The organism is Micromonospora sp. NPDC050397 (assembly GCF_044901685.1).
Lineage (GTDB): Bacteria > Actinomycetota > Actinomycetes > Mycobacteriales > Micromonosporaceae > Micromonospora_G.
Genome location: NZ_JBJDPS010000002.1, coordinates 1008567 through 1022526, shown reverse-complemented (window position 1 = coordinate 1022526; position 13960 = coordinate 1008567). Strand labels below are relative to the sequence as shown.

General features: G+C 70.4%; 8 protein-coding genes. 5 read left to right on the top strand and 3 right to left on the bottom strand.

The genetic code is table 11. The features are described 5' to 3' along the window. Positions 1–10 precede the first annotated feature (10 nt). The gene (glgC, locus tag ACI2K4_RS10700; protein WP_404510217.1) at positions 11–1243 is read right to left on the bottom strand and encodes a glucose-1-phosphate adenylyltransferase; all 1233 of its coding nucleotides are present in this window, start codon (positions 1241–1243) and stop codon (positions 11–13) included. A 72-nt stretch (positions 1244–1315) separates the two neighbouring features. Here glgC and glgA point away from each other — a divergent pair, with 72 nt between their 5' ends. The 3 genes from glgA (at position 1316) to glgB (ending at position 6802) form a co-directional block, all read left to right on the top strand. Beyond that, positions 1316–2548 (top strand): glycogen synthase, encoded by a 1233-nt coding sequence (glgA, locus tag ACI2K4_RS10695; protein WP_404510216.1) that lies wholly within the window; start codon positions 1316–1318, stop codon positions 2546–2548. 106 nt (positions 2549–2654) lie between these two features. Then, positions 2655–4673: an alpha-1,4-glucan--maltose-1-phosphate maltosyltransferase gene (locus ACI2K4_RS10690; protein WP_404510215.1), complete on the top strand. Its 2019-nt coding sequence runs from the start codon at positions 2655–2657 to the stop codon at positions 4671–4673. An 8-nt stretch (positions 4674–4681) separates the two neighbouring features. Beyond that, on the top strand, positions 4682–6802 hold the full coding sequence (glgB, locus tag ACI2K4_RS10685; protein ID WP_404510214.1) for a 1,4-alpha-glucan branching protein GlgB: 2121 nt from the start codon (positions 4682–4684) through the stop codon (positions 6800–6802). A 52-nt stretch (positions 6803–6854) separates the two neighbouring features. Here the strand turns inward: glgB and ACI2K4_RS10680 are convergent, their stop codons facing one another. Next, entirely contained in the window at positions 6855–7742 is an 888-nt protein-coding gene (locus ACI2K4_RS10680) for an oxidoreductase (RefSeq protein WP_404510213.1), read from the bottom strand. 227 nt (positions 7743–7969) lie between these two features. Here ACI2K4_RS10680 and ACI2K4_RS10675 point away from each other — a divergent pair, with 227 nt between their 5' ends. Beyond that, positions 7970–9280, top strand: coding sequence for a cation:proton antiporter (locus tag ACI2K4_RS10675; RefSeq protein ID WP_404510212.1), 1311 nt, complete (start codon positions 7970–7972; stop codon positions 9278–9280). Positions 9281–9335: 55 nt separating this feature from the next. Beyond that, positions 9336–9809, top strand: coding sequence for a ribonuclease HI (gene rnhA / locus ACI2K4_RS10670; RefSeq protein WP_404510211.1), 474 nt, complete (start codon positions 9336–9338; stop codon positions 9807–9809). 86 nt (positions 9810–9895) lie between these two features. Here rnhA and ACI2K4_RS10665 read toward each other — a convergent pair whose 3' ends face one another. After that, positions 9896–13954: a trypsin-like peptidase domain-containing protein gene (locus ACI2K4_RS10665; RefSeq protein ID WP_404510210.1), complete on the bottom strand. Its 4059-nt coding sequence runs from the start codon at positions 13952–13954 to the stop codon at positions 9896–9898. Between the last annotated feature and the right edge of the window lie 6 nt (positions 13955–13960).

Below are 13960 nucleotides of genomic sequence, written 5' to 3'. Positions count from 1 at the left end.
CGAACTGACCTTACGGCTCGACCCGGTGGCCCTTTCCGATGACGACGATCCCGGCCTCGGAGACGGTGTAGCGGGCACGGTCGCGTTCCAGGTCCACGCCGATCTCGGCGCCCTCCGGGACCACCACGTTCTTGTCCAGGATCGCGTTCCGCACCACCGCGTGCCGGCCGATGTCCACGCCCTCCATCAGCACCGAGCCCTCGACGTGGGCCCACGAGTTGACCCGGACGTTCGGCGAGACCACCGAGTTCTCCACCAGCGACCCGGAGACCACCACCCCGGGCGAGATCATCGAGCCGACCGCCCGGCCGACCCGCTCCTGCCAGCCGTGCACGAACTTGGCCGGCGGCCACGGCGGGTGGTCGGTGTAGATCGGCCAGGCCGAGTTGTAGAGGTTGAAGATCGGATGGATCGCGATCAGGTCCATGTGCGCCTCGTAGAACGAGTCGAGCGTCCCGACGTCGCGCCAGTATCCCTGGTCCCGCTCGGTGCTGCCGGGCACCTCGTTGTCGCGGAAGTCGTAGACGTTCGCCTCGCCCCGGTCGACCAGCATCGGGATGATGCTGCCGCCCATGTCGTGCCGGCTGGCCTTGTCCGCCGCGTCGCGTTCGACCGCCTCGCAGAGCACCTCGGTGGTGAAGACGTAGTTGCCCATCGAGGCGTAGATCTCGTCCGGCGAGTCGGGCAGCCCGCGCGCGTCGCTGGGCTTCTCCCGGAACGCCTGGATCCGACGGCCGTCCGGGCCGACCTCGATCACGCCGAACTGGTCGGCCTGGCTCAGCGGCTGGCGGATACCGGCGACGGTGACACCGGCGCCGGAGTTGATGTGGTCGGCGACCATCTGCCGGGGGTCCATCCGGTAGATGTGGTCCGCGCCGAAGACGATCACGTAGTCCGGCTTCTCGTCGTTGATCAGGTTGAAGCTCTGGTAGATCGCGTCGGCCGAGCCGGCGAACCACCAGGGGCCGCGCCGCTGCTGGGCCGGGACCGGAGCGACGTAGTTGCCGAGCAGGTTCGACATCCGCCAGGTCTTGGTGACGTGCCGGTCCAGCGAGTGCGACTTGTACTGGGTCAACACGACGATCTTGAGGTAGCCGCCGTTGGCCAGGTTGGACAGGACGAAATCGATCATGCGGTACATGCCGCCGAACGGCACGGCCGGCTTGGCGCGGTCGGTGGTCAGCGGCATCAGGCGCTTGCCCTCGCCGCCGGCCAGCACGATGGCGAGGACCTTGGGCGACATGTACCGACGCTAACCACGCCCGGCCGTTCGCACCAGTCGTACCGGGCAACCCGCTGGGCTAGTGTGCGGAACGTGGCCGAACCCGCACCGTACGACGGACGACTCCGGATCGACCTGCTGACCCGCGAGTACCCACCGGAGGTGTACGGCGGGGCCGGCGTACACGTCGAGTACCTCGCCCGGGAACTGCGGGCGCTGGCCGACCTGCGGGTGCGCTGCTTCGGCGCGCCGCGTACCGGGCCGGACGACCCGCCGGGGGTGTTCGCCTACCCGGAGCCGGTGGAGCTGACCGGGGCCAACCCGGCGCTGCGCACCATGGGCGTCGACCTGGCCATGGCCGCCGGGTGCGCCGGCGCCGACCTGGTGCACAGCCACACCTGGTACGCCAACCTCGCCGGCCACGTCGCCAAGCTCCTGTACGGCGTACCGCACGTAATGACCGCGCACAGCCTGGAGCCGCTACGACCGTGGAAGGCGGAGCAGCTCGGTGGCGGCTACGCCCTCTCCTCGTGGTGCGAACGGACCTCGGTGACCGCCGCCGACGCGGTGATCGCCGTCTCCGCCGGCATGCGGCGGGACCTGCTCGCCGCCTATCCCGAGGTGTCACCGGACCGGGTGCGGGTGGTGCACAACGGCATCGACACCCGGCAGTACGCCCCGGACCCGCGTACCGACGTGCTGCGCCGGTTGGGGGTGGACCCGGACCGGCCGAGTGTGACGTACGTCGGCCGGGTGACCCGGCAGAAGGGGCTGCCGTACCTGCTCCGGGCGGCCCGGTCGCTGCCACCGGAGGCCCAGCTCGTGCTGCTGGCCGGCGCACCGGACACCCCCGAGATCGGGTACGAGGTGGAGTCGCTCGTGTCCGAACTGCGGGCGGGCCGTGACGGCGTGGTCTGGGTGGCCGAGATGCTGCCCAAGCACGAGGTGGTGCAGGTGCTCAGCCACAGCACGGTCTTTGTCTGCCCGTCGGTCTACGAACCGATGGGGATCGTCAACCTGGAGGCGATGGCCTGCGAGACGGCGGTCGTCGCCACCGCCACCGGCGGCATTCCCGAGGTGGTCGCGGACGGGGAGACCGGGCTGCTGGTCGGGATCGACCAGGCCGACGACGGGACCGGCACCCCGCTGCACCCGGAGCGCTTCGTGGCCGACCTGGCGGCGGCGATCAACACCCTGCTGGCCGACCCGGACCGCACCGCCGAGTTCGGCCGGGCCGGGCGACGCCGGGCGGTGGCGCACTTCTCCTGGGACGCCGTCGCGCAACGGACCATGGACGTCTACCGGTCGGTGCTGCCGGCCGCCTGACCCGTGGCGCGGCGCCCGATCGGCAAGGACGGCCTGGGCTGCGGCGCAGTGGGGTGATCGGATTTCGACCGGGCACCGGGGCGACGGGGGCAGTAGGTTGGCAACCGTGACGGGACGGTTTCCGATCGAAGAGATCACCCCCTCGGTGGCGTGCGGTCGCTATCCGGCCAAGGCGGTGGTGGGCGAGCTGGTGCCGGTCACCGCGCTGGCGTACCGGGAGGGTCACCGGGCGCTGGGCTGCAACGTGGTCTGGTCCGGCCCGGACGGCGGGCCGAGGCCGTTCACCCGGATGCGCCCCGGCTGGGACGACCGGTGGTACGCCACCATCACCCCGGACGCGGTCGGTGCCTGGACCTTCGCCGTGGAGGCGTTCGAGGACCCGTACCTGACCTGGCGCGACGCCGTCGGCAAGAAGACCGCCGCCGGGCAGGACGCGACTGAACTCGGCAACGACCTCGCCGAGGGGGCCGCGCTGCTGGACGAGGCGGCGGCCCTGGTGCCGACCGACGAGCGGGCCGGGGTGGAGGCCGCCGCCGCCGCGCTGCGTGACCCGGGGCTGCCGCTCGGGCAGCGCCTGGCCCCCGCCCTGGGCCTGGCCGACCTGCTCTGGACCCATCCGGTACGGCGCCTGGTCACCCGGAGCGACGACCATCCGATCTGGACCGACCGGACACGTGCCCTCTTCTCCGCCTGGTACGAGTTCTTCCCCCGCTCGGAGGGGGTGGCCCCGCCGTCGGAGGGCAAACCGGCCGAGCACGGCACCTTCGCCACCGCCGCCAGCCGGCTGCCCGGTGTCGCGGCGATGGGCTTCGACGTGCTCTACCTGCCGCCGATCCACCCGATCGGCCGGGTCAACCGCAAGGGCCGCGACAACGCCCTCGCCGCCGGCCCGGACGACGTCGGCTCGCCGTGGGCGATCGGCGCCGAGGAAGGTGGCCACGACACGATCCACCCCGACCTCGGCACCCTCGACGACTTCCGCCGGTTTGTCGCCGCCGCGAACGACGTCGGCCTGGAGATCGCGATGGACCTGGCCCTCCAGGTCGCCCCCGACCACCCCTGGGTGACCGAACACCCGGAGTGGTTCACCACCCTCGCCGACGGCTCGATCGCGTACGCGGAGAATCCGCCGAAGAAGTACCAGGACATCTATCCGCTCGACTTCGACCGGGACCCGGACGGAATCCGGGCCGAGATCCTCCGGGTGGTCACCCACTGGGTCGCGCAGGGCGTACGGATCTTCCGGGTGGACAACCCGCACACCAAGCCGTTCGACTTCTGGGAGTGGCTGATCCGCGAGGTCAAGCGGCTCGACCCGGACGTGCTCTTCCTCGCCGAGGCGTTCACCCGCCCGACCGTCATGCACGGCCTCGGCAAAATCGGCTTCACCCAGTCGTACACGTACTTCAGTTGGCGGTACAGCGCGGACGAGCTGCGCGACTACTGCGCCGAGCTGCTGGCGGCGGCCGACTACATGCGCCCCAACTTCTGGCCGAACACCCCGGACATCCTGCCCGAGCCGCTCCAGCAGGGGGTGCCGTCGATCTTCAAGATCCGTACGGTGCTGGCCAGCCTGCTCTCCCCCTCCTGGGGCATCTACGCCGGCTTCGAACTCCTCGAACACGAGGCGCTGCCCGGCGGCGAGGAGTACCTGAACAGCGAGAAGTACGAGCTGCGCCCCCGGGACTGGACGGCACAGGAGGCGGCGGGCCACTCCCTGGCGCCGTTCATCGCCCGGCTCAACGCCGTACGCCGAAAGAACCCGGCGCTGCACTGGCTGCGCAACCTGCGGTTCCACCACAGCGACAACGGACAACTGCTCTGCTGGTCCAAACGGGACGAGGTGACCGGCAACACCGTGCTGGTGGTCTGCTCGCTCGACCCCTACCACGCCCAGTGGGGCAACCTCAGCCTCGACCTGCCCGCGCTCGGCCTCGACTGGTCCGACCGGTTCACCGTCTACGACCAGCTCAGCGGCGCCCGGTACGACTGGGGCCAGTACAACGTGGTCGGGCTCGACCCGAACCAACCCGCCCACGTCTTCACCGTGCACCACCCCGCCGCCCCGACCCCGCCCGCCACCCCCGGGTACGCACCCGTCGTCGAAACCGAGACCTCGAAATGACGCCGCTGATGGACGAAACCCTCGACGCCCTGGTCTCCGGGGTGGCGCACGACCCGCACGCCGTGCTCGGCGCGCACCCGCGCGACGGCCAGACCCTGATCCGCACCTGGCGGCGGGGCGGCGAGCGGGTCGAGCTGCTGGCCGGCGACGAGCGCCACCCGATGCGCCGGATCCACCAGGAGGGCATCTTCGAGGCGACCGTCCCCGGCACGGTGCTCGACTACCGGATCGAGGTCGACGGCACGGTCCACGACGACCCGTACCGCTACCCGCCGAGCCTCGGCGAGGTCGACCTGCACCTGATCGGCGAGGGGCGGCACGAACGGCTCTGGACCGCGCTCGGCGCCCGGCCCCGCCCCGACGGCGGGGTCGCCTTCGCCGTGTGGGCGCCGAACGCCCGGGGCGTACGGGTGGTCGGCGAGTTCACCGGCTGGGGCGCGCACGAGGGCTGGCCGATGCGGTCACTGGGCGGCAGCGGCGTCTGGGAGATCGTGGTGCCGGAGGCGCGGCCCGGTCAGACGTACAAGTACCGGGTCCTCGGCCGCGACGGCGTCTGGCGGGACAAGGCCGACCCGATGGCCGCGCACACCGAGGTGCCGCCGCGCACCGCCTCGGTGATCTACCGGTCGACGTACCGGTGGTCCGACGGGGAGTGGCTGGCCCGGCGGGCGCACCGGCACCCGCACCAGGAGCCGATGAGCGTCTACGAGGTGCACCTCGGCTCCTGGCGCCCCGGCCTCGACTACCGGGAACTGGCCGAACAGCTCACCGCGTACGTGGTCGACCTGGGCTTCACCCACGTCGAGTTCATGCCGGTGGCGGAGCACCCGTTCGGCGGCTCCTGGGGCTACCAGGTCAGCGGCTACTACGCCCCGACCTCCCGCTTCGGTACGCCGGACGACTTCCGCCACCTGATCGACCGGCTGCACGCCGTCGGTGTCGGGGTGCTGCTCGACTGGGTGCCGGCGCACTTCCCGAAGGACGAGTGGGCGCTGGCCCGGTTCGACGGCACCCCGCTCTACGAGCACCCCGACCCCCGGCGCGGCGAGCACCCCGACTGGGGCACGTACGTCTTCGACTTCGGCCGGCGCGAGGTGCGCAACTTCCTGGTCGCGAACGCGCTCTACTGGTGCGCCGAGTTCCACGTCGACGGGCTCCGGGTGGACGCGGTCGCCTCGATGCTCTACCTGGACTACTCCCGCGAGGACGGGCAGTGGCAGCCGAACCAGTACGGCGGCCGGGAGAACCTGGAGGCGATCGGCCTGCTCCAGGAGACCAACGCCACCGTCTACCGGGAGCACCCCGGGGTGGTGATGATCGCCGAGGAGTCGACCGCCTGGCCGGGCGTGACCCAGCCGACCCATGCCGGCGGGCTCGGCTTCGGCTTCAAGTGGAACATGGGCTGGATGCACGACACCCTGAACTACCTGGCCAAGGAGCCGGTCCACCGGCAGTGGCACCACAACGAGCTGACCTTCTCCCTGGTCTACGCGTGGAGCGAGAACTACCTGCTGCCGATCAGCCACGACGAGGTCGTGCACGGCAAGGGCTCGCTGGCCGGCAAGATGCCCGGTGACACCTGGCAGCGGCTGGCCAACACCCGGGCGCTGCTGGCGTACATGTGGGCCCATCCGGGCAAGCAGTTGCTCTTCATGGGCAGCGAACTCGCCGACGACCAGGAGTGGAGCGTCGACCGGGGGCTGGACTGGAACCTGCGCCACGACCCGGCACGGGCCGGGGTGCAGCGGCTGGTCCGGGACCTGAACGCGGCGTACCGGGCCGCCCCGGCGCTCTGGTCCCAGGACACCAGCCCGGACGGGTTCCGCTGGATCGTGGGGAACGACGCCGGCAACAACACCGTGGCGTTCGTCCGGATCGCCGCCGACGGCACGCCACTGGTCTGCGTGGCGAACTTCTCCGCCGTACCGCACGAGAACTACCGCCTCGGCATGCCGGTCGCCGGGGTCTGGCGGGAGACGATCAACACCGACGCGGACAGCTACGGCGGCTCCGGGGTCGGCAACCTCGGCTCGGTCCGCGCCGAACCGGTGCCCTGGCACGGCCAACCGGCGTCGGCCACCCTCCGCCTCCCACCACTGGGCGTGCTCTGGCTCCGCCCCGCCCACTGAGGGGTAAGGAAGGGCCCCTTATTAACGCATGGCGTTAATAAGGGGCCCTTCCTTACCCGGTTGGCGGGGTGAGCAGGGCGGCGAGGGCCGACCCGCTGACGTCGACGCCGCTGTCGAAGTCGGTGGAGCGGCTGACCTCCGCCCACCGGGACGTCTCCTGGGCCCGCGCCAGTGCCGACTCCTCGGCCAGGTGCAGGGCGTCGGAGCCGAGCAGCAGGCGCAACGGCGGGTCGGGGAGCCCGACCATGCCGACGATGACCTGGGCGGCCCGCCCCGGATCACCCGGCTGCCGGCCGTCGACCTCCCGGCGGTACGCGTGGATCCGCCCGACGGTCTCGGCGTACTCCTCCCCCACCTCGGCGAGACTCATCGAGGCACCGCCCCAGTCGGTGCGGAACGCGCCCGGTTCGACCATCGTCACCTTGATGCCGAACGGCCGCAGCTCGTTGGCCAGCACCTCGGAGAAGCCCTCGACGCCGAACTTCGCGGTCTGGTAGGAGGCCAGTCCGGGCGTACCGCCGACCCGGCCACCGACCGAGGAGAACTGGAGGAAGTGCCCGCGACGCTGGCGCCGCATCACCGGCAGCGCGGCCCTGGTGACGTTGACCAAACCGAACAGGTTCGTCTCGACCTGCGCGCGGAACTCCTCGTCCGGGGTGTGCTCGATCGGCCCGCTGTTGGCCTGGCCGGCGTTGTTCGCCACCACGTCGAGTGTGCCGAAGGTGTCGACGGCCATCCGTACGGCCGCGCGGGCGGCGGCCGGATCGGTCACGTCGAGCGCCATCGCGCGGACCTGGTCGCCGAACTCGTTGACAAGCTCGTCGAGCTGCTCGGGGCGGCGTGCGGTGGCGACGAGGTTGTCGCCGTTGACCAGCACCGCACGGCTCAACTCCCACCCGAGACCCCGCGAGCTGCCGGTGACAAGCCAGGTCCTGGCCATGGTCGAACCCCCTCCGTACGTCCACCCGAGCTTCGCAGAGCACCCGCGTCCGATGGGCCGACCCGACCAAACGGAGGGCCCCTCCGGAACACCCGAAGCGTGCTTCCTTGTACGGAAGTCGGTACGGGAGGCGGTACGGAGTCGGTACGGGAGGCGTAGGCGGACGCGTACCGGGGAAAGGATTTTCACCACCTGGCCGTCCGAACGGGCCGAGAAGGGGTGGTGGCGTGGAGCCGATTGACCTGGCGTTCGCTCTGGTCGGGCTCGGCGCGCTGCTGGCCGGCATCCTGCCCCGGATACTGGAACACCGACCGCTCTCGATGCCGATCGCCTTCCTCGGCCTGGGCATGCTGGTCTTCCTGTTGCCGACCGGGCTGCCCAGCCCCGACCCGCTGGCCCACCCGTCGGTGACCACCCACCTGACCGAGATCGGCGTGATCGTCGCCCTGATGGGCGCCGGTCTGAAGATCGACCGCCGGATCGGCTGGCGCCGCTGGTCGTCCACCTGGCGGCTGCTGGCGATCGGCATGCCGGTCTGCATCGCCTGCGTCGCCCTGCTCGGCTGGTGGTGGGCCGGTCTGGTACCGGCCGCCGCGCTGCTGCTCGCCGCCGCGCTGGCGCCGACCGATCCGGTGCTCGCCGCCGACGTCCAGGTCGGTGAGCCGACCGACGTCGAGGACGGGGAGGACGAGGTACGGTTCGCCCTCACCTCGGAGGCCGGGCTCAACGACGGACTGGCGTTCCCGTTCGTGTACGCCGCGATGGCGATCGCCACCACCGGGGCGGCCAGCGCCTTCGGGCCGGTGGACTGGCTCGCCCGCTGGATCACCGTCGACGTCGCCTACAAGACCGGGGTCGGGATCGGCGGCGGCCTGCTGATCGGCTGGCTGCTCGGCAAGCTCTTCTTCCGTGCCCCCTCACACCTGCGGCTCGCCCGCCACGCCGAGGGCTTCGTGGCCATCGCCGCCACCTTCCTCGCGTACGGGCTGATCGAGGTGATCGGCGGCTACGGTTTCCTCGCCGTCTTCTTCGCCGCCCGGGCGATCCGGGCGGCGGAACGGACCCACGAGTTCCACGGGGTGCTGCACGACTTCGCCGAACAGATCGAGCGGCTGCTCACCGTACTGCTGCTGCTCTTCCTCGGCGGCGCGGTGGTCGACGGTCTGCTGGCACCGCTGACCTGGCCCGCCGCCCTGGTCGGGCTGGCGCTGATCGTCGTGATCCGCCCGCTGGTCGGCTGGCTCTCGCTGCGCGGCGCACCCGGGCGACCCGCCGAACACTGGGTCATCGCGTTCTTCGGCATCCGGGGCGTCGGCTCGTTCTACTACCTCGCGTACGCCACCGCCCACTCCGACATCCCGCAACTCGACCTGCTCTGGGCCACCGTCGGCCTGGTGGTGATCGTGTCGGTGGTGCTGCACGGAGTCGCCGCCACACCGGTCATGCGCCTGCTCGACCGCACCGGCGAACGTATCCCGGAAGACGCGGACCGGGAGTCGACGCTCGACCCCGCCGGCACGGCTACCACCTCCGGTTGATCGGCCGGCGTGGCGGGCCGGAAGGCCAGCCGGGAGGGACCGGTAGATTGCCGGCATGACGGACCAGCCGACCGAGACGGTCGTAGTGATCTACACCGACGGCGCGTGCAGCGGTAACCCCGGGCCGGGCGGCTGGGGCGCGGTGCTGCGCTACGGCGAGCACGAGCGCGAACTGTACGGCGGCGAGTCGGCACCGACCACGAACAACCGGATGGAGCTGATGGCCGCCATCCAGGCACTGGAGAGCCTCACCCGCCCGGTGACCGTACGCCTGCACACCGACAGCACGTACGTCCGCAGCGGCATCACGAGTTGGATGGCGAACTGGAAGCGCAACGGCTGGCAGACCTCGGCGAAGCAGCCGGTGAAGAACGCCGATCTTTGGCAGCGGCTGGAAGAGGCGGTCAAGTCGCACCGGGTGGAGTGGCTCTGGGTCAAGGGACACAACGGCGACCCCGGCAACGAGCGCGCCGACGCCCTGGCCAACCGTGGGGTGACCGACGCGCGCGGCGCGCTGGCCGCCCGCTGACCCCCGCAAGACGCGCACGCGACGAGCGAGAGGTCGACCGGCACGTCGCGCGTTGGCTCGGTGTGAGTCCGCACGACCGGGCGTCCTCAATCTGCGATCGTCAGGGCCAGCAAGCCCTGATCCAGACCGACGAGCAGGGTGTCACCAACCGTGCAACAGGCGAGCGCCGGATGGTAGACGGGGATTCTGAGCACCATCCGGCCGGTCATCGGATCCCAGATCCGCACCGTACGGTCCCGGCTGGTGGAGGCGAGTAGATCCCGACCACCGATACGCACCAGGCTCAGTCCGGTCACCGCCGCAGAATGTCCGATGAACCACCGGACCGGTTGGCCCTGTTCGACATCCCACATGCGGATCGTGTTGTCCGCGCTGGCCGAGACAAGCGTCGGACGGCCAGCCACGGTCACACCACAGAGCGCGTTGACGGCATCCTGGTGGCCCTGTTGAGTCCAGAGCAAGGTCTCGCCGCCACCCCAGAGCATCACGGTGCCGCTCTTGTCCGCCGAAGCGAGCGCCTCGGAACCCTGCCAGCGGACCGTGGCCAACGCGGTGACCCAAGCGCGGGTGACGTGCCCGAGCAGAACCGAGCGGATAACGCCCGTGTGCGGGTGCCACAGCCGAATGGCCTGGTCGTCGCCGGCAGAGGCGACCCATGTCTCACCGTTCACGACAATCGAACAGACCGCCGCGACCCGATCGTGGTGTTCGCTCATCTCCCGCACCAGCGAGCCGTCCCGGGCGTCCCAGGACTCGATTATGTTGTCGTCGCGGGCCGTGAGGATCAGCGGCTCCTCCTCGTCCGCCACCGCACACATCGCGTTGACGGAACCACCTGGTGTCTCGAACTCCAGCAGCCGCTCGCCGGCAACGATGTCCCAGAACCGCACCTGACCATCAACGTCCCCGGAGGCGACCACTGCCGAGGGTTCGCCGGGGATCCGGCAGACCGCGCTCACCGGCCCGAACCGGTCCTTGTCGGCAACCATGTCCGGCTGGCCGCCGGCCGGATCCCACAGTCGGACCGTACCGTCGTCCCCGGCTGTGGCCAACATCCGGTCCTTTGCCGTCCGCAGCTCGCAGACCGCGCGGATCCAGCTCGCGTGTCCTCGCAGGCTCGGGCGCTCGGTCCAGGTCGGCACCTCCCACAACCGGATGAGCCCATCCTCACCGGTGGACACCAGCAGGCAGCCGTCATCGATGTCGACCGTACAGAGGTCGGTTATCGGTCCACCGGTCTCGAGGACGTGAACCCGCTGACCGGTCAGCGGGTTCCACAGGCACACCGTGCCGTCGTAACCCGCCGAGGCGAGCAGGGTGCCTCCGGCCGTGCGGACCGCGCAGAGGGTCGTAACCCATCCGGTGTGGCCGACGAGAACCTGCGAGGGCTCGCCATCTGCCGTCGGCTCCCAGATCCGGACCACGCCGTCATAGCCGGCTGACGCCAGCAGGTGCCGATCACCAGCCGGCACATAGGTCACAGCCGTTACCCAACCCGGGTGCCCGGTCAACTCGTAGCGCTGGGTTCCGGTAACCGGATCCCACACCCGCACCGTCCGGTCGTCACCAGCCGAGGCGAGTAGGTCGCCATCAGGAAGAGGAATGGCGCAGATGTTGCGTACCCAGTCGCCGTGCCCACGCAGCTCGTGTCGGCGGTGACCACTACGCGGATCCCACAGGCCGACCGTGCCGTCGTGGCTGGCGGTGGCGATCAGCACCTCGCCCCGACTCGTCCGAACCGCGCACACCCCACGGATCGTGTCGTCGTGGCAGTTGAAAACCTGCTCGGACTGATTGGTCAGCGGATCCCAGAGCCGGACGGTCCCGTCGTCCCCGACGGAGGCGAGCAACCGTCGACTGTCGACCTCGATGGCGGCGACGTCATAGACGGCCTGCGAGTGCCCGTCCAGCACACTGCGTTCCTGTCTGGGCGGAGTGTGCGCCCAGCGTGCGCGGTACGGCGCGGTGTCGGCCACGATCCCACTGCCGAGGCGGTCGAGACTGTCGACGACCGAGAAGAGCGCGGCACGCTCGGCCGGTTCCGCCGCCACCGCCAGGGGGGTGCGCTGCAGCAGCCTTGCTCGGGCGGCTGGCAGCGGCGCCATCGGTGCCTGCTCCGCGTCCACGACCGTGAGCAGCCGGTCGAGGTGCGCGTGCAACAGGTAGCCCTCATCGAGGAGCAACCGTTCGATGAGCCCGGCCCGGGCGGCGTGCTGCGGTAACGACCGCAGCAGATAGTCGGGGGCATCAGCCCAACCGGTAGCCTCGGCCGCATCAGCCCAGACGGACACGAGCCGGCGCTGATCGTCGCGGCGGGATGCCCGTGCATCACGGTCTGCGAGCAACGCGTCGTTGAGGGCCTGGTGGAACAGCCTGTACGCCGGTTGCGCTCCGCCACCCGTTTCCACCAGGAAGTTCGCCGCAGAGGTACGGGCGAACCCGCTCAGTTCCGCCTCGGTGACTTCTCCTCCAAGGGCCGCGATCGCGGTCTGCCACAGGGAGAGCGGCAGCCCTGGTGTCTCGGCGTACGCCAGGACGGTCAGCGCCAGCCGAGCGGAGGTCGAGCCCGCCGCCGGAAGGCCGGCGAGGTAGGCGTCAAGTGCGTGGGCCACGGTCGCGGTGAACGAGACTGAAGCTGGATCGACCGGCTCGGTGTCACGGAAGGCGTGCGCCCGCGCGACGAGACCGGCGACGAGGAAGTTTCCCTTCGCCAGGGCGGCGATGCGGCGGGCAAGGGGGGCGGCGGTGGTGGCGTCGCTGTAGGGGTTCGCTGGCCGCTCGGCGCCGAGTAGTTGCAAGGTCGCCTGGGCGTAGTTCGCGAGATCGGACTCGGCGAAGTACTCCGGGGCATCCAGGTCGATCAGCTCGATGTCGTCACCGAAGCAGGCGATCAGATCACCTCGATCGTCGGATCGGCGGGTGCCAACCACAACCCGGACCCCGTACCGGCCGCAGTCGCGAACCAACGGCAACAAGATGTCGTCGATGACCGCCCGCGCGTCGCGCGGGTCCGCCGTCTCGTCGAGCGCGTCGATGATGAGGGTGAACCGGGTAGGCCGACGCTCCAGCCGCTCGCGTACCGCCGACATCAGGTCGGCTGGTGCACCGGGCAGGTCGACAGCGACCGCGCGGGCGATCTCCTTAGCTACTTCGAGGGCGTTCTTGCCCTTGGCGTGTACCGCACAGGAGACCGAGCCGATCGAGGCCCGGACGGCGACGTCGCTGTCCGGAAGCGTCGCACGGATCTCTCGGTCGGCGGTGGTGACGATCCGACCGAGGGCGGCAGACTTGCCTACGCCGGGCGAACCGGTAACGACCAATGGTTGGGTGACAGGCGTTGAGCGGTCGATCCAGTCGACGATGCTCCGCAGGGCTACGGTTCGCCCGCGGAATCGCGCACCGCCCTCGGTGTCGACCGCTACGCCACGGGACCGGGGCAGCCAGTGCCGCCCGGCCTCGCCGTCGCTGCTGAGCGTCCACCCCCAAGCGGAGAGAGCCGTGTCGTCGGCGTCCTCGGCCCGCCACGCGGACAGTGTTCCCAGCTTCATCTCGGGTAGCTGCTCATCGGCGTAGTGCAGGGTCACGGCTTGACCCTTGCCCTGCGTGTCGGCAGACACCACGACGCCCACCACAGCCTGATAGTCCGGCGACCAGACGGCACCGCCACTGAACCCCTTGCCCAGCGCGCCACCGACGCCGCTATTGATCATAATATGTCCCCAACCGCCGATCTCGCTGAACGTGCCGGTGACGGGGGTTCCGCCGATGATTCCAAGCGGATAGCCAAACGCCCAGAAGGGACGGCCGGTTAGTGCCTTGGGTTGCAGGCAGCGCAGCCTCGCCGGCGTGACGGATGCCGGCACCGGCTCGACCAGTTCAAGGATCACCAGATCGACGTACGCGGCCCGCTTGCCGTCGTGCAGGCACTGACGGACCTCACGTCGCTCAAAGTAGTTCACCTTCGATGCGAGGGGGAAAGTGACCCGGAGATCGTCGTGGAGAGTGCCGTCGGCGGCGAATGCCACGTGGTGGCAGGTGAGAACAAGGTTCGTGTCGATGACGATGCCGGTGCCGACCGGCACGTCCTGGTTTTCTCCCCGGTGGAGTGCGACCGCCCAGGGGCTGTCGTCGAGGACTGCTGTCACCCGCCA